Raw genomic sequence first — 18,860 nt, 5'->3', positions numbered from 1 at the left:
CCTGAGGTCGGAATTTTACCACAAGCGAAACGGCTGAATTTCCCATGAATAAAGGGCTGAGGGCGCTTTGAATTTTTCTCAATTTTTTGCTACTGCATGGGAGAATTTCGCCTGAATCGGTGTGATTCAGGCGAATATGAAGGAGAAATTACAGTGTAGTACGTAGTGGAATATTCGGCTGAAAATAATGAAATGTAGAGTTAATTAATGAACGTTAATTCATTCATTAAAAATCCCAGTCCTCGTCTTGCGTCTCCACCGCTTTACCCATCACGTACGACGAGCCGGACCCGGAAAAGAAGTCGTGGTTTTCATCGGCGTTGGGCGACAGCGCCGCGAGGATCGCCGGGTTCACTTCCGCCATTTCCGGTGGGAATAACGCTTCGTAGCCCAGGTTCATCAGCGCCTTGTTGGCGTTGTAGCAGAGGAAGGCTTTTACGTCCTCTTCCCAGCCCGTTCCGGCGTACAGCTCCTCGGTATAGCTCAGCTCGTTGTCATACAGATCCATCAGTAAATCGAGGGCAAAACCTTTGAGTTCCTCGCGTTTTTCCGGGGTGACTTTCTCCAGTCCTTTCTGGTACTTATAGCCGATGTAATACCCGTGTACCGCTTCATCGCGGATGATGAGGCGAATCAAATCGGCGGTATTAGTGAGCTTGCCCCGGCTCGACCAGTACATGGGCAGCCAGAAGCCGGAATAGAAGAGAAAAGATTCCAGGAACACGCTGGCGATCTTCTTCTTCAGCGGCTCGTCGGCCCGGTAATATTCCAGCACCAGATCTGCCTTGCGCTGCAATGACGCGCTCTCTTCGCTCCAGGCGTAGGCCGCGTCCACGTCTCTGGTCTGGCACAGGGTGGAGAAAATCGAGCTGTAAGAGCGGGCATGGACCGCCTCCATAAAGCTGATATTCGACATTACCGCCTCTTCGTGCGGGGTCAGCGCATCACTCATCAGCGCGGGCGCACCCACGGTATTCTGAATGGTGTCCAGCAGCGTCAGGCCGGTAAAGACGCGGATTGTCAGCTGCTGCTCGGCATGGCTCAGGGTTTGCCAGGCCGGAATATCGTTGGAGAGCGGCACCTTTTCCGGCAGCCAGAAGTTGCTGGTCAGGCGGTTCCAGACCTCCAGGTCTTTATCATCCTGAATTTTGTTCCAGTTAACGGCACTTACGCGTGACAGTTTCATCCTTTCTCCTTACAGCGCGCAGGACACGCAGCCTTCAATTTCGGTACCTTCCAGCGCGAGCTGGCGCAGGCGAATGTAGTACAGCGTTTTGATGCCTCTCTTCCAGGCGTAGATCTGCGCTTTATTGATGTCCCGCGTGGTGGCGGTGTCCGGGAAGAAGAGCGTCAGCGACAGCCCCTGGTCCACATGTCTGGTCGCCTCGGCGTAGGTATCAATGATCTTTTCCGGGCCGATCTCATAGGCGTCCTGGTACAGAGCCAGATTCTCGTTAGTCATAAACGGGGCAGGGTAGTAGACGCGTCCGGTTTTGCCTTCCTTGCGGATTTCAATCTTCGACACGATCGGATGGATGCTCGACGTGGCATGATTTATATAGGAAATGGAGCCGGTTGGCGGAACCGCCTGAAGGTTCTGGTTATAGATGCCGTAGTGCATCACATCCTCACGCAGCTGTTGCCACATCTCACGCGTCGGCAGGGTAATGCCGGCGCGGTCGAAAAGCGCGCGTACTTTTTCGGTTTTCGGCTGCCAGTCGCCTTCCAGATACTGGCTGAAATACTCTCCGCTGGCGTAGCGGGACTGCTCAAAGCCTGCGAACCGCTGGTTGCGTTCGCGCGCCAGCAGCATCGAGGTATGCAGCGCATGCCAGGTGATGGTATAGAAATAAAGGTTGGTGAAATCCAGCCCTTCCGGGCTGCCGTAGGCGATACCCTCCCGCGCCAGATAGCCGTGCAGGTTCATCTGCCCAAGGCCGATGGCATGCGACGCGGCGTTGCCCGCCTCAATGGACGGTACGCTGCGGATGTGGCTCATGTCCGATACCGCCGTCAGCCCGCGAATGGCGGTCTCTACCGTGCGGCCAAAATCGGGGGAATCCATGGTGTGGGCAATATTCAGCGAACCGAGATTGCAGGAGATATCTTTGCCGATATCCGCGTAGTCGAGGTTCTCGTCGTAACTGGACGCGCTGTTGACCTGCAAAATCTCCGAGCACAGATTGCTCATGTTGATGCGCCCGGCAATCGGGTTGGCGCGGTTCACCGTATCCTCGTACATGATGTACGGGTACCCGGACTCAAACTGAATTTCGGCAAGCGTCTGGAAAAAGTCGCGGGCGTTAATGTATTTCTTACGAATGCGCTCGTCCGCCACCAGTTCGTCATACAGTTCGCTGATGGCCACGTCGCCAAAGGCTTTGCCGTAGATACGCTCGACGTCATACGGCGAGAAAAGCGCCATGTCGGCATTTTCTTTGGCCAGCTTAAACGTGATATCCGGGATCACCACGCCGAGCGACAGGGTTTTAATGCGGATCTTTTCGTCGGCGTTTTCACGTTTGGTATCCAGAAAACGCAGAATGTCCGGATGATGCGCGTGCAGATAAACCGCACCCGCGCCCTGACGTGCGCCGAGCTGGTTAGCGTATGAGAAAGCATCTTCCAGCATCTTCATCACCGGGATGATGCCGGAGGACTGATTTTCGATGCGCTTGATCGGCGCGCCCGCTTCCCGCAGGTTCGAAAGCAGAAATGCCACGCCGCCGCCGCGTTTCGACAGCTGTAGCGCCGAATTCACCGCACGGCCAATCGACTCCATATTGTCTTCAATACGCAGCAGGAAGCAGGAGACCAGCTCGCCGCGCTGGGCTTTGCCGCAGTTAAGGAAGGTTGGCGTGGCAGGCTGGAAGCGGCCTGAGAGGATCTCCTCCGTCAGCCTTTCGGCCAGGGCTTCATCGCCCTGCGCCAGCGTCAGGGCTACCATCACCACCCGATCTTCAAAGCTTTCTAAATAGCGTTTGCCGTCGAAGGTTTTCAGGGTGTAGCTGGTGTAATACTTCCACGCGCCGAGAAACGTCTGGAAGCGAAAACCGCTGGCGTGCGCCCGTTCAAACAATGCCACCGCGAAGGCGCGGTCGTAGCGGGTCAGGACGCGCTCTTCGTAATAACCCTCTTTTACCAGCCAGTCGAGACGTTCCTGCTGGCTGCCAAAGACGACGCTGTTCGGGCGTACATGAGCGGCAAAAAAGGCGTCCACCGCCTCACGATCTTTGCCAAACTGAATGCGCCCCTCCCGGTCATAGAGGTTTAGCATGGCGTTTAATGCATGGTAATCCGGCGTCGCCTGAATCACGCGCTCTGCGGTTGTCGTTGCCAAAATTCGTTCACTCCTTTACGCACGTTCTCTACGTCCTGCTGTGTCCCCATCAGTTCAAAACGATAGAGATACGGCACGCCGCATTTTTGAGAGATGACATCCCCGGCGCGGGCAAAGGCCTCGCCGAAGTTACGATTGCCTGCCGCGATCACGCCGCGAATCAGCTGCCGGTTATGGGGATCGTTCAGAAAGCGGATCACCTGACGAGGCACAGCCCCGGCGGTGCCGCCACCGCCATAGCTGGGCACTACCAGAATGTAGGGTTCGTCTACCTGAATACGCTCCCGCTCGTTCAGCGGAATGCGAATCGCGGGCAGCCCGAGACGCTCCATAAACCGAAGCGTGTTTTCCGAGCTGCTGGAAAAGTAGACCAGCCTGCTCATGCACTGACGCCCTGAGCGGCAAGGCGGTTGATCATGTCCGGACGAAAGCCAGACCAGCTGGTGTCGCCGGCAACCACGACCGGAAGCTGACGGAAACCCTGCGCCCGCAGGGTGTCTGCCGCGTCAGGCACCTGATCTATATTGACCATCTCAAATGCCACGCCGCGACTCTCCATCGCCCGTTTCGTGGCGTGGCACTGAACACAATCGTTACGAGTGTAAATAATAATGCTCATGATTCGTATTTCCATTTAGAATGAGAGAACGGCGCGAGTAAACGCGTCATGTTGTGTCTGTCTTGCTAAAGGGAATACTAGATGTAGTTGAGATAACTTTCAACCACACAAGATATGGGAAATTCAGATTGATAAGGCCCCAATGATGAGCCTGGCGGGGCAGGGCAGACTGCGCGGGTATTTCAGGCTTTCAGGCAAAGAAAAGCCCCGGCGCCTGAGGCTACCGGGGCTGAAAACGCGTGCTTACTTACGCAGGCTAAGCAGGGCGCCGACAAAAATCCCGACTGCCGCGACCGTTCCCAGCGTACACAGCGGTTTCTCTCGTACGAAGGTGGTGGCGCAGCTGGCCATATCGCAGGCCGCCTGAGTGGTACGTGAGCGGCCATTCATCCTTGCTCGCGTTTCACGCAGCAGAGACTGAGCCTTACGTTTCGCGGCATCTGCTTCGTCCTTCGCGTCAGAGCCCCAGGATTTCAATACGGCTTCCAGCGTGTCCGCTAATTGGCTGACATCGTTACGAATATCCTGGGTGTCGTCGTTAATATCGTTTCGGTTCGGTCTGTTAAACATACGATCCTCCATAATTTGTGTTCCCGTTTAGTTTAGTCCAGAAATGTAATATCTGAAGCGAGTCACGGCTTATCGGGCAGTTTATGGAATATTCTGAAAGCCCTGCTAATGCTGAATACTGTAAGGTTGCCCGGCAGGTATGATAATGAGGAAAAGATATGTATTTACGACCCGATGAGGTGGCGCGCGTTCTTGAAAAAGAAGGGTTCACCATGGATGAGGTAACATCAAAAGCGTACGGATATCGCCGTGGTGAGAATTATGTTTACGTCAACCGTGAAGCAAGAATGGGGCGTACTGCTCTCATTATTCACCCGACACTCAAAGACAGAAGCCTGTCATTTGCTGAGCCCGCCTCGGATATTAAAACCTGCGATCATTATCAGCAATTTCCGCTCTATTTAGGCGGCGAGACGCATGAACATTATGGTATTCCGCACGGTTTCAGCTCGCGTATGGCGCTGGAGCGTTTCCTGAAAGGGCTGTTTGGCGACGTACAATAAATCAGCGACTGGCATGAGCCAGTCGCCTTATCTTACGCTTTTGCCTGGCTATAAGGGCTGACTTTAAACAGGCGGCGGCAGTAGTCAAGGAAGTAACCGTACACCGCACCCATCAGCATAGATACCACGATATTTGAACTTACCGCGGCGGCGATTTGATGCCAGTCTGCGCCCACCGTCAGCAAAATAACCACATACACCGGGGACTGGAACGTCACGTAAGCCAGCACGTCCGCCAGGTTTTTTACCCAACCTGCCGGGCTAATACGCCGGGCGAAACGCATCACCGCATCGCGATACATTCCGTACGGCCAGGCAATCATGATATTCACCGGAATGGCCACCAGGCGCGATGAGAGGGACTGCTCAAAGGTCATTCCGGACAGGAAAATTTCAATCAGCATGTTTACGACGGAACAGTAAACGACCATCGCGAACGTATCCGCTACCGCATGGCGCAGGCGAGACTGCGGTGAGAACATGTCTGAACTCCTCGAACAGGACAAAAAAGTGGCGTTTTTACCTGCGGCGTTTAGTGCTTTAGGTTGGTTTGTTTTGAGTGTATAGCGTATCCCTCTGGCTTTTAACTAACAAGTAGTGATTAATTTTTATTTATGGGCGCTTTGTCCATAAAATTCTCTAAAGTTGGCTGTTTTTTGTGCGAGTCGTTATTTTCTTTCCCATTCACCGTTTTATTAAACGAAATCAAACTATTAGCTTATCTGAGCAAGCGTATAACGTTTGTTATTCGGAGGATGCCGGGCGGTTTGTTGAACGGCATTAAACAGGGATTTTTGACCAGGTGCAGGACGGAATATTACGCATTAAAACTGACAGGTAATTCGGGGTTATATTAACGGGATATTCTAAAACATTTACAATAATGTCAAAACGACAGAGTGGGTAGATATCAGAACAAAAATCAATTATTCTGTTGCCTGATTTATGTTATACACACGAAGAAAGGTTTCTCATTATTATGGCTTTAACGTTACAGAATCTTAATAATATCCGTACCCTCCGGGCGCTGGCGCGTGAATTATCCATGGATGTTCTGGAAGAAGTGCTGGAAAAAGTTCGGATTGTCACAGAAGAAAAACGCAGCGAGCAGGCTGAATTAGAGCGCCAGCGCGCTGAACAGCAGGATAAAATTAATGCTCTGCTGGAACTGATGAAGGCAGACGGTATTTCCCCGAGCGATCTGTTAGGCGGAGAACTGGCTCATGCGGGCCAGCCGGCTAAAAAACGTAAAGCGCGTGCGGCGAAATATCGTTTCATCGACGCGAACGGTGAAGAGAAAACGTGGACCGGTCAGGGACGTACGCCAAAGCCAATTGCGAACGCACTGGCAAACGGTAAATCGCTGGATGATTTCCTGATCTGATGATTATTCGGGCGGTGTATTCCGCCCGATTATTGACTTAGCAGACGCCAAAGTCACCTTCTTCGGAGTACAGAACTACGTCCGCCGCTTTCAGGTGATATTTCTCGCCCTGCTCATTGCTGGCCTGTACGGCCACAATGTTTTCACCATTCACTTCGAGCACTTTCAGTTTCGGACCGCCCTGACGCGGTTGGACATAATCACCAACAGAAAACATAGCACCTCCTCATCATTGTCACGATCTTCACCATAGCCCACGTCCGGGGCGGGGTACAGCCTAATCTTTCAGATACCCCTTATCAGGTACGTCGGTTCCACGGCATCACTTTCAGCAGTCGCGCCATACCGCAAAAACCTGTCACTCCGGCGAACAGCAGCCCGGCGCCCACAAAACCGCTTAGCAGGAAAAAGCCGCTGGAGACGCTGTAACCCAGCACCACGCCGCAGAGAATCAGCAGCCCGGCGGCGATCTGCACCTGACGCATCAGCGGAAGCGGCTGCGATTTATCTTCAACGGTCAGCAGACCGGCCTGCTTCCAGCCCTGAATGCCTCCCTCAACCACAAAGGCGTTCGCAGGGGACGCTGCCCGGGCAAGACGAGCATCATTGTTTGCGGTTCTTGCGCCAGACTGACAGTGGAAAATCACCGTTTCTCCCGGCGCTGCGTTAAGCCCGCCGGGTAACGAATCCAGCGGAATGGAGTGCGCCGCTGGAATATGCTCGCGGGCATACTCGTCGGGGTCGCGAATATCGATAAGTTTGGCGCCTTCAGCAATAAGCGCGTTTGCCTGCTGCGGCGAAATAAGAGGAAGAGACATTGTGTTTCCTTACGGTCAATTTCAGAACAGTAGAGCATTTAAGGCAGGGTTTCAGCCAGTGTAAAGAGGGTAAAGGCAGGTAAAAGCGCGAGAGACGAATGGCAGTTACCCGTAAACTGGCTACGCTTAGAGAAGTGTCTTTTATAATTTTCAATTGGTTAGCTTGCACGGAGTTATTTATGGGTTTTTGGCGCGTTGTTTTTACGATTATTCTCCCGCCGCTGGGCGTGCTGCTTGGCAAGGGACTGGGCTGGGCGTTTATCCTGAACATCCTTCTGACCATCCTGGGTTACTTCCCGGGTCTTATCCACGCGTTTTGGGTTCAGACGAAAAGCTAGGTACGCCACAATAGATCACTGTAGATCCGGGTCAGCGCGCCCTCGGGGCCAAACTGCTGTTTGATCCAGCGCGTGACCTGACCGGTCGCCGCATGCTGCGTGGCGAGCAGCATGCGCGAGTCCTGGCGCGGATTATTGATTCGCCGCTTTACCAGCAGCCCGTCCTCCATCGCCTCACGCGTCATATACTCCGGTAAAAATCCAATACCCTCCCCCAGGATCTGACACTGACACTTGGTGTTAAAGTCCGGTACCAGAATCGCCTCCTGACCGTGAAGCAGCCAGCCGACCTTCTTGTTGATGGTATGCGCGGTGTCCTCGACCATGATATTGGGATACAGACGCAGCTGACTTTCGGAAATGGGCTCCGGGGCGAACGCCAGCGGATGCGTGGGCGCGATGGCAAATACCCAGCGGATCGCGCCTATCTCGGTGTAATCGATGCCTCCGCCATCCAGCAACGTATCCGGCGCGCCAATGGCGATGTTGGCCTGATTATTAATGATGGAATCCCAGACGCCGTTATACACCTCGGTCGTCACCGTGATTTGGCAGGTAGGAAACTGTTTTTTCAGCACCTGGAGCAAACGCGCGGTATGGCGTGGCGTATACAAAAGCTGATTAATGCAGATGCGCACCCGCGTCTCAATGCCCTGCGAAATGGTATCAATCCCGCGCTTGATGGCATGAAAGTCATTCAGCAGGTCGGTCGCTTTACGATAAAAATAAAAACCGGATTCGGTCAGCTCAATGCTGCGCGTGTTGCGTACAAACAGCACCACGTCCAGCCCGGTCTCCATACGTTTGATGGTGTAACTGATGGCGGAAGTGGTCACGCCCAGCTCGGCAGCCGCTTTGCTAAAACTGCCAAAGCGTGCCGCGGTGGTGAAGGCCAGCAAATTCTCTTCGGTAAAGATGGAATTCATATTATGGCTCCTGGTTACCATCAGTTTTGAACATATTTTAACACCGGCGTTACATCATAGTTGATGTCGGTCACAGTTCTGGGTTTTTACGTAGAGCCGCGCTGTGTAAGGCTTTTTCATTCATAAGGATAATGCAGCCCGAGGCGCGTAAAAGCGGTAAACCATAAGAAAAAGGTTGCACAGACGCACGTTTTTGCCGGACAGTTGAATTTAACTCAACAATGAATTGCGTGTCGATGAATCATTTTTAAGCGGATTCTTTTATGACCAGGCTGTTGCTATTCTCAGGTCATCAGAAGTGAAACATAGGGAGTCTGAATATGTCTGCAACTGCACTGGTTACAGAATTTTTGCTGGCGGCAGAAGAGGGTAATATCGACGCGCTAAAAGCCTGCCTGGAAAAAGGCGTGGATATTAACGCGACCAACCGCCAGAAAAGAACCGCCATTATTATTGCCAGCCTGAAAAAGCATTACGCCTGTGTGGGATTTTTAATTGCCGCCGGGGCGGATATTGATAAACAGGACCAGACCTGTTTTAACCCCTTCCTGATCGGCTGCCTGACCAATGATTTAACCCTGCTGCGCATTGTCCTTCCGGCGGATCCGGATCTCGACCGTCTGACGCGCTTTGGCGGCGTGGGCATTACCCCCGCCAGTGAAAAAGGGCACGTTGAAATCGTGCGCGAGCTGCTGGAAAAAACCGACATTAACGTCAACCACACCAATTTTGTCGGCTGGACGCCGCTGCTTGAGGCCATCGTGTTAAACGACGGCGGCGCAAAGCAGCAGGAAATTGTGAAGCTGCTGCTGGATCACGGCGCGAATCCGCACATGACTGATAAATACGGCAAAACCCCGCTCGAACTGGCGCGGGAAAAAGGCTTCAACGCGATCGCAGACCTGCTGCTGGCGGCAGGCGCATAGCGCATTCGGTCAGCCTTCCCCTGGCTGGCCGTGAATCAAAAAACGCATTGTTACCGACGTGCATTTAGCACGACGGCGGCCCCCTTTTATCTTAAACAGGTGAAAATAATGCCAACCAAAATCGTCATAAAAAAGAATACGTATTTCGATTCGGTTTCCTTAATGTCGGTTTCCACCAAAGCCAATAAATTGCCGGGCATCGAGCAGGCGTTTGTGGCGATGGCGACGGAAATGAACAAAGGGGTATTAAAAAACCTCGGGCTATTAACGCCGGAATTAGCGGACGCGAAAAACGGCGACCTGATGATCGTTATTAAAGGCGACGCGGCGAATGAGGAAACCCTTGCCGCCATTGAAGCGTTATTTACGCGTAAAGAGAGCGCTGGCTCCCATGAAGCACGCTACGCGACGATTGCCAGCGCCAAAACCCATCGTCCGGACAGCAACCTTGCGGTGATATCCGTCAACGGCACCTTCGCCGCCCGCGAAGCGCGCCAGGCGCTGGAAAACGATCTCAACGTGATGCTGTTTTCCGATAATGTGTCGCTCGACGACGAGCTGGCGCTGAAGCAGCTGGCGCATGACAAAGGATTGCTAATGATGGGGCCGGACTGCGGCACCGCCATTATCAACGGCGCGGGGCTGTGCTTTGCCAACGCGGTACGTCGCGGGCCAATTGGCATCGTTGGCGCCTCCGGCACCGGTAGCCAGGAGCTGAGCGTGCGCATTCACGAGTTCGGCGGCGGCGTGTCGCAGCTGATCGGCACCGGCGGGCGCGATCTCAGCGAGAAGATTGGCGGCCTGATGATGCTCGACGCCATCGACATGCTGGAGGCGGACGACGCGACCCGGGTGATAGCGCTCATCTCCAAACCGCCTGCACCCGCGGTGGCAGAGAAAGTGCTGGCCCGGGCACGCGCCTGCCGCAAACCTGTGGTTGTGTGCTTCCTGGGCCGCAACGAACCACCAGCCAATGAAGACGGCTTGCAGTTTGCTCGTGGCACCAAAGAGGCGGCCCTGAAAGCGGTGCTGCTTACCGGCATTAAAAAAGACTCCCTGGATTTACATCCGCTCAACTGGCCGCTGATCGAAGAGGTGCGCGCCCGCCTGACGCCGCGGCAGAAGTACATTCGCGGCCTGTTCTGCGGCGGCACCCTGTGCGACGAAGCGATGTTTGCCGCGCTGGAGAAGTTTGACGATGTTTACAGCAACATCCAGCCGGATCCGGCCAGGCGTCTGAAGGACATCAGCGTCAGCCAGGCCCACACCTTCCTTGATTTCGGTGACGACGATTTCACCAACGGCAAACCACACCCGATGATCGACCCGACCAACCGCATCAGCCGCCTGCTACAGGAGGCGCGCGATCCGCAGGTGGGCGTCATCGTGATGGACTTCGTGCTGGGCTTTGGCGAACACGAGGATCCGGTGGGGGTGATGATCGAGGCGATCAAAGAGGCACAGGCAATCGCGAAAGCCGACAACCGTCCGCTGGAAATTCTCGGCTACGTGCTCGGCACCGATCAGGATCCGCAGTCGCTGGCCCAGCAGTGCCAGCTGCTGACCGACGCAGGCGTCATCTGGGCCAGCAGCAGCACCAATACCGGATTACTGGCACGCGAATTTGTCTGCAAAGGGGAGAGAGCATAATGACGACCTTATTCAACCAACCGCTGAACGTGATTAACGTCGGGATTGCGATGTTCAGCGACGACCTCAAAAAACAGCACGTTCCCGTGACCCAGCTCGACTGGACGCCGCCGGGGCAGGGCAATATGCAGGTGGTGGACGCGCTGGATCGGCTGGCGGAAAAACCGCTGGCGGAGAAAATTGCCGCCGCGAACAACATTGCCCTTGAGCGCATTATTCAGTCCCATCCGGTGCTGGTGGGCTATGACCAGGCCATCAACGTGGTGCCGGGCATGACTCGCACCACCATTCTGCATGCCGGTCCGCCTGTTACCTGGGAAAACATGTGTGGGGCGATGAAGGGCGCGGTCACCGGCGCGCTGGTGTTTGAAGGGCTGGCGACGGATCTGGAGGACGCCGCAAGGCTGGCGGCTTCAGGCGACATCACCTTCTCGCCGTGCCACGAGCACGACTGTGTGGGCTCTATGGCGGGCGTCACCTCCGCGTCGATGTTTATGCACATCGTTGAGAACAAAACCTACGGCAACCGCGCCTTCACCAACCTCAGCGAGCAGATGGCGAAGATCCTGCGCATGGGGGCCAACGATCAGAGCGTGATCGACCGCCTGAACTGGATGCGCGACGTGCTCGGCCCAATGCTGCGCGACGCGATGAAGATTATCGGCGAAATCGACCTGCGCCTGATGCTGGCCCAGGCGCTGCACATGGGCGACGAGTGCCACAACCGCAACAACGCGGGCACCACGCTGCTTATCCAGGCGCTGACGCCGGGGCTGATCCAGGCGGGCTATCCGGTGACGCAGCAGCGTGAAGTGTTCGAGTTTGTCGCCAGCAGCGACTACTTCTCCGGTCCGACGTGGATGGCAATGTGTAAGGCCGCGCTGGATGCCGCCCACGGCATTGAGTACAGCACCGTCGTCACCACCATGGCGCGCAACGGCTACGAGTTCGGCCTGCGCGTCTCCGGCCTGCCGGGGCAGTGGTTCACCGGCCCGGCGCAGCAGGTGATCGGCCCGATGTTCGCGGGCTATAAGCCGGAAGACTCCGGGCTGGATATCGGCGATAGCGCGATTACCGAAACCTACGGCATCGGCGGCTTTGCGATGGCGACAGCCCCGGCAATCGTGGCGCTGGTGGGCGGCACGGTGGAGGAAGCCATCGATTTCTCCCGCCAGATGCGCGAAATCACTCTCGGCGAAAACCCGAACGTCACCATTCCGCTGCTGTCGTTTATGGGCATCCCGTCCGCCATCGACATCACGAAGGTCGCGGGCAGCGGCATTCTGCCGGTCATTAATACCGCCATTGCCCATAAGGACGCCGGTATCGGCATGATTGGGGCGGGCATCGTTCACCCGCCGTTTAGCTGTTTTGAAAAGGCGCTGTTAACCTTCCGCGATCGCTACGTTCTATAAGGTATGCATCCATGAAAAACATGAAACTGGAGTGGAAAAGAGGTGACTGGGCAGCTTATTTCGGGTTGATGACCAACAACCTGACCAATTTGCTGACCATGATGGGGTTGCTCATTTTTGTCGTCGGCATCCCGAAGGAGATTGTTTATGGACGCATCGCGCCAGCCTTCGGGCTGGCGGTGCTGGTGGCGAGTCTTTGCTATACGTGGTTTGGCCTGCAAATGGCGCGCGCCACCGGACGAACGGACGTCACCGCGCTGCCGTCCGGCCCGAGCGCGCCGTCGATTTTTACCGTGACCTTCCTGGTCTTAATGCCGGTTTACCAGCAAACCGGCGATGCGGATTTCGCGATTCAGATTGGCCTGGTGTGGTGCTTTGTGGAAGCGATGATCCTCGCGGGCGGTTCCTTCCTGGGGGAAACCATCCGCAAGATGATCCCGCGTACCGTGCTGCTGTCGTGCCTGTCCGGTCTTGGCCTGCTCCTGCTGGCGATGAACCCGATGTTGCAGGCGTTCGAAGCGCCGACCGTGTCGTTTATCGTCCTGCTGCTGATCTTCATTAACTGGTTCGGTAAAAAGCCGATTTTCGCCCGCATCCCGACCGGCCTGCTGCTGTTGATTGCCGGTACTCTGCTTGCGTGGATCTCCGGCCTGCAAAGCCCGGATGCCATTAAAGCGTCCATGTCATCCTTCGGCTTTAACCCGCCGGAAGTGCATGTGGACAGCTTTATGCAGGGGTTGCCGCATGCGCTGCCGTATCTGGCGTCCGCCGTACCGCTGGGGCTGGCGAACTACATCTTTGACCTGGAGAACATCGAAAGCGCCCATGCGGCGGGGGATGAATACCCGACCCGCAAGGTAATGCTGGCGAACGGTCTGGCCTCCATGCTCGGCTGCCTGATGGGCAATCCGTTCCCGGTCACGGTCTACGTCGGCCATCCTGGCTGGAAGGCGATGGGCGCCAGCATCGGCTACACCCTGGCGTCCGGCGTGACCATGTTCATCGTGCCGCTGTTCGGGCTGGGGGCCTTTATGCTCGCCATCATACCGATGACCGCCATCGTGCCGATTCTGGTGTTTATCGGCGTTGTCACCGCCAACCAGGTGGTGAGGGAAACCCCGAAAGTGGAAGTGCCCGTCATCTTCATCTGCCTGTTCCCGTGGATTGCCAACTGGGCGCTGACCATGATGAACAGCGTGATGAGCGCGGCGGGGACCAGCGCGGCGAAAATTGGCACCGACGTGCTGCACAGCAAGGGGATCTACTACGAAGGCCTGATGCATCTCGGCAACGGCGCGCCGCTCGCCAGCATGCTCTGGGGCTGTATCGCCATCTTCGCCATCATCAACAAACCGCTGCGCGGGGCCGTCGCCGCCGCAGGAGGCGCGCTGCTGGCGCTGTTTGGCGTGATCCACGCCCCGGTGGTGGGCTTTGCCGAGGGCAGTTCCCTGATGTTCGTTACGGCCTACCTGATGATGGGCGGGATGTTTGTGGTGAAGCATGTTCTCGATATCTCTGTTAATCCCCCTCTCCCAGTGGGAGAGGGCCAGGGTGAGGGCGCCAGAACGCACCTTTTAAAGGAAACAAAATGAAAGAGCTAATGGTCGTTGCCATCGGCGGCAACAGCATTATCAAAGACAACGCCAGCCAGTCGATTGAGCATCAGGCGCAGGCGGTCAAAGCGGTGGCTGAGTCGGTGCTCGAAATGCTGGCCTCGGACTATGACATCGTGCTCACCCACGGCAATGGCCCGCAGGTGGGGCTGGATCTGCGCCGCGCCGAGATCGCCCACGAGCGGGAAGGGCTGCCGCTGACCCCGCTGGCAAACTGCGTGGCAGATACCCAGGGTGGGATCGGCTACCTGATCCAGCAGGCGCTCAACAACCGCCTGGCGGCGCGCGGGGAACAAAAAGCGGTCACGGTCGTCACGCAGGTGGAGGTGGATAAAAATGATCCTGGCTTTATGCACCCGACGAAACCCATCGGCGCGTTCTTCAGCGAGGCGCAGCGCGACGATCTGCAACTTGCGCATCCGGACTGGCATTTTGTCGAGGATTCAGGCCGGGGCTATCGCCGCGTGGTAGCTTCACCGCAGCCGCGGCGCATTGTTGAGGCGGATGCCATCAAGGCGCTGACGCAGAAAGGATTTGTGGTGATCGGCGCAGGCGGCGGAGGCATTCCTGTGGTGCGCAGTGACCAGGGCGATTATCAGAGCGTGGACGCGGTGATAGATAAAGATCTCTCCACCGCGCTGCTGGCGCGCGAGATCGGCGCTGACGTGCTGGTGATCACCACCGGCGTGGAGAAAGTGTGCGTGAACTTCGGCAAGCCGAACCAGCAGGCGCTGGATACCGTCAACGTGGCGCAGATGACGCGCTACAGGGATGAAGGCCACTTCCCGGCGGGCAGCATGTTGCCAAAAATCGTCGCTTCGCTGGAATTTTTACGCCATGGCGGCAGGCGCGTGATCATCACCTCGCCGGACTGCCTGCCCGCAGCGCTGCGCGGTGAAACGGGTACCCACATTGTTAACGAAGGAAGATAAGATGAGTGAGAATAAAAGCCGCCGCGAGTTTATTAGCCAGAGCGGTAAAATGGTTACCGCCTGCGCGCTTTTTGGCGCTACGGGTTCCGTCGCGTATGCTGCCGATTCTGCTAAGGCAACCTGCGTGACGGGTAAACCGATGAACATCACCGCAAAACATTACTATCTCGACAACGTGCTGCTGGAAGCCGGGTTTAACTTCGACGGCAGCGTGGCGACAAGTACCCGCACCGAGCTGAAAACGCTTGAGATCAAAGACGGGAAAATCGTCGCCCTGCGCGATAACAACAGCCACGCCGATGCGGCCCTGCCGCACTTCGACGCGGGCAAAAAGCTGATGCTCCCGGCGATGCGCGACATGCACATCCATCTGGACAAAACCTTCTATGGCGGCCCGTGGCGCTCCCTGAACCGTCCGGCGGGTACCACCATTCAGGACATGATCCGCCTGGAGCAGAAGCTGCTGCCGGAATTACAGCCTTACACGCAAGAACGCGCCGAAAAGCTGATCGACCTGATCCAGTCCAAAGGGTCCACCATCGCCCGCAGCCACTGCAACATAGAGCCGGTTTCCGGCCTGAAAAACCTGGAAAATTTGCAGGCGGTACTGGCGCGCCGAAGCCCAGGTTTTGACTGTGAAATCGTTGCCTTCCCGCAGCACGGTCTGCTGCTGTCGAATTCTGAAAAGCTGATGCGCGAGGCGATGCAGGCGGGGGCGCACTACGTGGGCGGGCTGGACCCAACCAGCGTCGACGGCGCGATGGAGAAATCCCTCGACACCATGTTCCAGATTGCGCTGGATTACAACAAAGGGGTGGATATTCACCTGCACGAAACCAGCCCGGCGGGCGTGGCGGCGGTGAACTACATGGTAGAAACCGTGGAGAAAACGCCGGCGCTGAAGGGGAAGCTGACCATCAGCCACGCCTTCGCGCTGGCGACGCTTAACGAACAGCAGGTGGATGAGATCGCCACCCGCATGGCGGCGCAGCAGGTGACCATCGCCTCGACCGTGCCGATTGGCACCCTGCACATGCCGCTGAAGCAGCTGCGTGAAAAAGGCGTGTTTGTCATGACCGGTACCGACAGCGTGATTGACCACTGGTCCCCGTACGGTCTGGGGGACATGCTGGAGAAAGCCAACCTCTACGCCCAGCTCTATATTCGCCCGAACGAACAGACGCTTTCGCGGGCGCTGGGCATCGCCACCGGCGACGTGCTGCCGCTGAACGACAAAGGTGAGCGCGTGTGGCCTAAAGCGCAGGACGACGCCAGCTTCGTGCTGGTGGATGCCTCCTGTTCCGCCGAGGCCGTGGCGCGTATCTCTCCGCGTACCGCGACGTTCCACAAGGGGAATCTGGTCTGGGGCTCTGTGGGCTAATGTGGTGCCGGGTGGCGCTGCGCTTACCCGGCCTACGGTTCGGAGATTTTGTAGGTCGGGTAAGGCGAAGCCGCCACCCGACAATGCAGTATACTGCTATGCACATTCTTAAAGAGGGATCTGCCATGGCACAAAACATCTACGACAACCCGGCTTTTTTTGAAGGCTACGCCCAGCTTCCGCGCTCGGTTCAGGGGCTGGACGGCGCGCCAGAGTGGCCTGCGCTTAAGGCGATGCTGCCGGATTTAACCGGCACATCGGTTATCGATCTTGGGTGCGGCTACGGCTGGTTCTGCCGCGTGGCGCGCGAGCTGGGCGCTTGTGACGTCACGGGCGTCGATATCTCTGAAAAGATGCTCGCCCGCGCGGCAGAACTGACGGATGACACGCAGATCCACTATCAGCGTAGCGATCTGGAATCTCTTCAGCTTCGCGAAAACAGTCTCGATCTGGTCTACAGCTCGCTGGCGCTGCACTATCTGCCGGAACTGGACGCGTTATTCGCCAGGGTGCAGCGTGCGCTTAAACCCGGCGGCAGCCTGGTTTTCTCGATGGAGCACCCGATTTATACCTGCGCCACCCGTCAGGGCTGGCTCACCGAGGACAACGGTGAGCGGTTTTGGGGCGTGAACCATTATCAGGACGAAGGCAAGCGCGTCAGCAACTGGCTGGCAGAGGGGGTAATCAAATACCACCGCACGCTGGGTACCACGCTTAACGCGCTGATCAAGGCCGGATTGACGATAAGTGAAGTCAATGAGTGGGGACCAACGCAGGCGCAGGTTGACGCCTGGCCCGCGCTGGCCGAAGAGGCGGAACGCCCGATGCTGGTGCTGATCGCCGCCCGTAAGGCTTAATAGCCGACTTTATATACCCGTCCGCTCTGTACCCCTTCCACGCTGCGGCGGTAGGCCTGCGCAACGGTCGCAGCGGGAACGCTTTCAAAGCCCGGGAAGAAGCCATCATATGCTTCGACGGATTCCGTCAGCACCGTCGGGCTGATCAGGTTAATGCGGATCCCGCGCGGCAGTTCACAGGCCGCGGCGCGCACAAACCCTTCCAGCGCCGCGTTTACGGTGGTGGCATTGACGCCCTGAGCAATCGGTTCGTGCGCCACAATCCCGCTTATCAGCGTGATCGAGCCGCCTTCGTTCAGGAAGTGCTGGCCGGTCAGCGCCAGACGAACCTGCCCCAGTAGCTTATCCTGCAAGCCCCGGTTGAACTCGCTGTCGGTCATGGTTGCGAGCGGGCCGAAGTGTACCCCACCGCTGGCGGAGACAATCGCATCCACCGGGCCGATCTTTTCGAACAGTGCCTGTACGCTCGCCTGCGAGGTGATATCCACCTGATGCTCGCCCTGCGTGCGACCCACGCGGATCGTCTCGTGGCGTTGGCTTAACTCTTCTGTGACTGCACGACCGACCGTACCGCTGGCACCAATAATGACGATTTTCATAGCAGACTCCTTATGTTGTGAGCCTTCATTCTTTAATAAATAAAAACTCAGATAAACTGGGCTAACGTTAGAAGATTACTAACCAGAGGTTTGGAATATGGATAAGCTTCGCGGGATGGAGACGTTCATCGCGGTGGTGGAAAGCGGCAGCTTCACCGGCGCGGCGGCCCGGCTGGAGATGTCGGCGGTGATGGTCGGGAAGTATATTGCGTTGCTGGAATCGCAGCTCGGCACGCGGCTACTGGAACGCAACACCCGTCGCCAGAGCCTGACCGACGCCGGACGCGTTTATTTCGAAGAGGCCAGGCGCGTGCTGGAGCAGGTCTCGATTGCTGAAAACGCAGTTGAACGTCTGCGAGCCACGCCCGCCGGCACCCTGCGCGTGACGGCACCCACCTCGTTTGGCGGCTGCGTTATCGCGCCTCTGACGGCCACGTTTTTACAGCGCTACCCGCAAGTGCGCATCGAACTGGATCTCACCAACCGAATGGTGGATCTGGTGGAGGAAGGGGTCGATCTGGCCATTCGCATCGGGGAGATCCGAAATGAGGATCTGGTGGCGAAATACCTGTGTCCCTACAACATGACGATCTGCGCCGCGCCGGAATATCTGGCGCGTCACGGTACGCCGCAAACGCCAGCCGATCTGGTGGATCACCTGTGTCTGTCGCACACGGTATGGACGGCGCGTAACGAGTGGCGGCTGCCGGGTGTGGAAGGCGAGGTGCGCTGGAAGCGTGATGCCGTCTTACGATGCAATGACGGCTACGGCTTACGCATGGCGGCGCGAGCCGGGGCAGGACTATTGCTGCAACCGGAAGTGCTGGTGGCTGAAGAGCTGGCAAGCGGCAGGCTGGTTCGGGTTCTGGAAGCGTTTACGCCCGCGCCGAGGCCGGTGCATTTATTGTGGCGCCAGGATTTGCGTCCGCTGCCTAAGCTAACGGAATTTATTGCCCATATTCTGCTAAGATTGGGCACAATATAAAAAA

21 protein-coding genes are annotated in these 18,860 nt (G+C 56.7%); 11 read left to right on the top strand and 10 right to left on the bottom strand.

The features are described from left to right. Positions 1 to 226: 226 nt before the first annotated feature. The 5 genes from nrdF to C3451_RS18870 all read right to left on the bottom strand — a co-directional run bounded on the left by nrdF (position 227) and on the right by C3451_RS18870 (position 4,529). Entirely contained in the window at positions 227 to 1,186 is a 960-nt protein-coding gene (gene nrdF, locus C3451_RS18890; protein WP_022649130.1) for a class 1b ribonucleoside-diphosphate reductase subunit beta, read from the bottom strand. A gap of 9 nt (positions 1,187 to 1,195) precedes the next feature. Beyond that, positions 1,196 to 3,340, bottom strand: coding sequence for a class 1b ribonucleoside-diphosphate reductase subunit alpha (gene nrdE, locus C3451_RS18885; protein WP_045622875.1), 2,145 nt, complete (start codon positions 3,338 to 3,340; stop codon positions 1,196 to 1,198). Beyond that, on the bottom strand, positions 3,313 to 3,723 hold the full coding sequence (nrdI, locus tag C3451_RS18880) for a class Ib ribonucleoside-diphosphate reductase assembly flavoprotein NrdI (protein WP_022649128.1): 411 nt from the start codon (positions 3,721 to 3,723) through the stop codon (positions 3,313 to 3,315). The genes nrdE and nrdI overlap by 28 nt, the downstream gene beginning before the upstream one ends. Next, complete coding sequence (gene nrdH / locus C3451_RS18875) at positions 3,720 to 3,959, bottom strand: glutaredoxin-like protein NrdH (protein ID WP_017382770.1); 240 nt, start codon at positions 3,957 to 3,959, stop codon at positions 3,720 to 3,722. The genes nrdI and nrdH overlap by 4 nt, the downstream gene beginning before the upstream one ends. Positions 3,960 to 4,202: 243 nt before the next feature. After that, positions 4,203 to 4,529 carry a DUF883 domain-containing protein gene (locus C3451_RS18870; protein WP_017382769.1) on the bottom strand — a complete coding sequence of 109 codons (327 nt, stop codon included), beginning with the start codon at positions 4,527 to 4,529 and terminating at the stop codon, positions 4,203 to 4,205. A gap of 158 nt (positions 4,530 to 4,687) precedes the next feature. Between C3451_RS18870 and C3451_RS18865 the strand changes: the two genes are divergently transcribed. Further along, positions 4,688 to 5,032, top strand: a complete 345-nt coding sequence (locus tag C3451_RS18865; RefSeq protein WP_006811693.1) for a DUF2002 family protein — start codon at positions 4,688 to 4,690, stop codon at positions 5,030 to 5,032. A 32-nt stretch (positions 5,033 to 5,064) separates the two neighbouring features. On the opposite strand, the gene alaE is transcribed toward C3451_RS18865, so the two are convergent. Continuing rightward, the gene (gene alaE / locus C3451_RS18860) at positions 5,065 to 5,514 is read right to left on the bottom strand and encodes an L-alanine exporter AlaE (RefSeq protein WP_022649127.1); all 450 of its coding nucleotides are present in this window, start codon (positions 5,512 to 5,514) and stop codon (positions 5,065 to 5,067) included. A 497-nt stretch (positions 5,515 to 6,011) separates the two neighbouring features. On the opposite strand from alaE, the gene stpA reads away from it, so the two are divergent. Then, the gene (stpA, locus tag C3451_RS18855) at positions 6,012 to 6,416 is read left to right on the top strand and encodes a DNA-binding protein StpA (protein WP_022649126.1); all 405 of its coding nucleotides are present in this window, start codon (positions 6,012 to 6,014) and stop codon (positions 6,414 to 6,416) included. 37 nt (positions 6,417 to 6,453) lie between these two features. Here stpA and C3451_RS18850 read toward each other — a convergent pair whose 3' ends face one another. Then, positions 6,454 to 6,633, bottom strand: coding sequence for a hypothetical protein (locus tag C3451_RS18850; protein WP_006811690.1), 180 nt, complete (start codon positions 6,631 to 6,633; stop codon positions 6,454 to 6,456). Positions 6,634 to 6,715: 82 nt separating this feature from the next. Continuing rightward, a complete protein-coding gene (locus tag C3451_RS18845) occupies positions 6,716 to 7,234 on the bottom strand; it encodes a rhodanese family protein (RefSeq protein ID WP_022649125.1) in 519 nt (172 codons plus the stop codon). Between the two features lie 179 nt (positions 7,235 to 7,413). On the opposite strand from C3451_RS18845, the gene C3451_RS18840 reads away from it, so the two are divergent. After that, a complete protein-coding gene (locus C3451_RS18840) occupies positions 7,414 to 7,572 on the top strand; it encodes a YqaE/Pmp3 family membrane protein (protein ID WP_003862203.1) in 159 nt (52 codons plus the stop codon). On the opposite strand, the gene C3451_RS18835 is transcribed toward C3451_RS18840, so the two are convergent. Beyond that, entirely contained in the window at positions 7,569 to 8,498 is a 930-nt protein-coding gene (locus tag C3451_RS18835) for a LysR substrate-binding domain-containing protein (RefSeq protein ID WP_022649124.1), read from the bottom strand. The two genes, C3451_RS18840 and C3451_RS18835, sit on opposite strands and share 4 nt — an antisense overlap. 320 nt (positions 8,499 to 8,818) lie before the next feature. On the opposite strand from C3451_RS18835, the gene C3451_RS18830 reads away from it, so the two are divergent. The 7 genes from C3451_RS18830 to C3451_RS18800 all read left to right on the top strand — a co-directional run bounded on the left by C3451_RS18830 (position 8,819) and on the right by C3451_RS18800 (position 17,272). Then, positions 8,819 to 9,424 carry an ankyrin repeat domain-containing protein gene (locus tag C3451_RS18830; RefSeq protein ID WP_045622877.1) on the top strand — a complete coding sequence of 202 codons (606 nt, stop codon included), beginning with the start codon at positions 8,819 to 8,821 and terminating at the stop codon, positions 9,422 to 9,424. Between the two features lie 108 nt (positions 9,425 to 9,532). Next, entirely contained in the window at positions 9,533 to 11,074 is a 1,542-nt protein-coding gene (fdrA, locus tag C3451_RS18825; protein ID WP_124304379.1) for an acyl-CoA synthetase FdrA, read from the top strand. Beyond that, positions 11,074 to 12,489: a DUF1116 domain-containing protein gene (locus tag C3451_RS18820; RefSeq protein WP_045622880.1), complete on the top strand. Its 1,416-nt coding sequence runs from the start codon at positions 11,074 to 11,076 to the stop codon at positions 12,487 to 12,489. Before fdrA ends, C3451_RS18820 begins: the two co-directional genes overlap by 1 nt. An 11-nt stretch (positions 12,490 to 12,500) precedes the next feature. Beyond that, a complete protein-coding gene (locus C3451_RS18815) occupies positions 12,501 to 14,081 on the top strand; it encodes a hypothetical protein (protein WP_022649120.1) in 1,581 nt (526 codons plus the stop codon). Next, positions 14,078 to 15,034 carry a carbamate kinase family protein gene (locus C3451_RS18810; RefSeq protein ID WP_023298439.1) on the top strand — a complete coding sequence of 319 codons (957 nt, stop codon included), beginning with the start codon at positions 14,078 to 14,080 and terminating at the stop codon, positions 15,032 to 15,034. Before C3451_RS18815 ends, C3451_RS18810 begins: the two co-directional genes overlap by 4 nt. 1 nt (position 15,035) lies before the next feature. After that, positions 15,036 to 16,415 (top strand): amidohydrolase family protein, encoded by a 1,380-nt coding sequence (locus tag C3451_RS18805; RefSeq protein ID WP_045622883.1) that lies wholly within the window; start codon positions 15,036 to 15,038, stop codon positions 16,413 to 16,415. Positions 16,416 to 16,540: 125 nt separating this feature from the next. Continuing rightward, a complete protein-coding gene (locus C3451_RS18800; protein WP_045622885.1) occupies positions 16,541 to 17,272 on the top strand; it encodes a class I SAM-dependent methyltransferase in 732 nt (243 codons plus the stop codon). Here the strand turns inward: C3451_RS18800 and C3451_RS18795 are convergent. Then, on the bottom strand, positions 17,269 to 17,871 hold the full coding sequence (locus C3451_RS18795) for a short chain dehydrogenase (protein ID WP_032625906.1): 603 nt from the start codon (positions 17,869 to 17,871) through the stop codon (positions 17,269 to 17,271). The two genes, C3451_RS18800 and C3451_RS18795, sit on opposite strands and share 4 nt — an antisense overlap. Positions 17,872 to 17,968: 97 nt before the next feature. Here C3451_RS18795 and C3451_RS18790 point away from each other — a divergent pair, with 97 nt between their 5' ends. After that, positions 17,969 to 18,856: a LysR substrate-binding domain-containing protein gene (locus tag C3451_RS18790; protein ID WP_045308444.1), complete on the top strand. Its 888-nt coding sequence runs from the start codon at positions 17,969 to 17,971 to the stop codon at positions 18,854 to 18,856. The last annotated feature ends 4 nt before the right edge of the window (positions 18,857 to 18,860 follow it).

It is taken from the genome of Enterobacter sp. 301B (assembly GCF_003850715.1).
GTDB classification, from domain to species: Bacteria; Pseudomonadota; Gammaproteobacteria; order Enterobacterales; family Enterobacteriaceae; genus Enterobacter; species Enterobacter intestinihominis.
Note: the sequence above shows the minus strand (reverse complement) of the source record. Positions and strands in the feature narration are given on the sequence as shown.

What these genes read in the sequence shown, in the direction of transcription:
- nrdF (WP_022649130.1), bottom strand. Translation starts at nt 1,186, where the DNA reads ATGAAACTGTCACGCGTAAGTGCCGTTAACTGGAACAAAATTCAGGAT.
- nrdI (WP_022649128.1), bottom strand. Translation starts at nt 3,723, where the DNA reads ATGAGCAGGCTGGTCTACTTTTCCAGCAGCTCGGAAAACACGCTTCGG.
- nrdH (WP_017382770.1), bottom strand. Translation starts at nt 3,959, where the DNA reads ATGAGCATTATTATTTACACTCGTAACGATTGTGTTCAGTGCCACGCC.
- C3451_RS18870 (WP_017382769.1), bottom strand. Translation starts at nt 4,529, where the DNA reads ATGTTTAACAGACCGAACCGAAACGATATTAACGACGACACCCAGGAT.
- C3451_RS18865 (WP_006811693.1), top strand. Translation starts at nt 4,688, where the DNA reads ATGTATTTACGACCCGATGAGGTGGCGCGCGTTCTTGAAAAAGAAGGG.
- alaE (WP_022649127.1), bottom strand. Translation starts at nt 5,514, where the DNA reads ATGTTCTCACCGCAGTCTCGCCTGCGCCATGCGGTAGCGGATACGTTC.
- stpA (WP_022649126.1), top strand. Translation starts at nt 6,012, where the DNA reads ATGGCTTTAACGTTACAGAATCTTAATAATATCCGTACCCTCCGGGCG.
- C3451_RS18850 (WP_006811690.1), bottom strand. Translation starts at nt 6,633, where the DNA reads ATGTTTTCTGTTGGTGATTATGTCCAACCGCGTCAGGGCGGTCCGAAA.
- C3451_RS18845 (WP_022649125.1), bottom strand. Translation starts at nt 7,234, where the DNA reads ATGTCTCTTCCTCTTATTTCGCCGCAGCAGGCAAACGCGCTTATTGCT.
- C3451_RS18840 (WP_003862203.1), top strand. Translation starts at nt 7,414, where the DNA reads ATGGGTTTTTGGCGCGTTGTTTTTACGATTATTCTCCCGCCGCTGGGC.
- C3451_RS18835 (WP_022649124.1), bottom strand. Translation starts at nt 8,498, where the DNA reads ATGAATTCCATCTTTACCGAAGAGAATTTGCTGGCCTTCACCACCGCG.
- C3451_RS18830 (WP_045622877.1), top strand. Translation starts at nt 8,819, where the DNA reads ATGTCTGCAACTGCACTGGTTACAGAATTTTTGCTGGCGGCAGAAGAG.
- fdrA (WP_124304379.1), top strand. Translation starts at nt 9,533, where the DNA reads ATGCCAACCAAAATCGTCATAAAAAAGAATACGTATTTCGATTCGGTT.
- C3451_RS18820 (WP_045622880.1), top strand. Translation starts at nt 11,074, where the DNA reads ATGACGACCTTATTCAACCAACCGCTGAACGTGATTAACGTCGGGATT.
- C3451_RS18815 (WP_022649120.1), top strand. Translation starts at nt 12,501, where the DNA reads ATGAAAAACATGAAACTGGAGTGGAAAAGAGGTGACTGGGCAGCTTAT.
- C3451_RS18810 (WP_023298439.1), top strand. Translation starts at nt 14,078, where the DNA reads ATGAAAGAGCTAATGGTCGTTGCCATCGGCGGCAACAGCATTATCAAA.
- C3451_RS18805 (WP_045622883.1), top strand. Translation starts at nt 15,036, where the DNA reads ATGAGTGAGAATAAAAGCCGCCGCGAGTTTATTAGCCAGAGCGGTAAA.
- C3451_RS18800 (WP_045622885.1), top strand. Translation starts at nt 16,541, where the DNA reads ATGGCACAAAACATCTACGACAACCCGGCTTTTTTTGAAGGCTACGCC.
- C3451_RS18795 (WP_032625906.1), bottom strand. Translation starts at nt 17,871, where the DNA reads ATGAAAATCGTCATTATTGGTGCCAGCGGTACGGTCGGTCGTGCAGTC.
- C3451_RS18790 (WP_045308444.1), top strand. Translation starts at nt 17,969, where the DNA reads ATGGATAAGCTTCGCGGGATGGAGACGTTCATCGCGGTGGTGGAAAGC.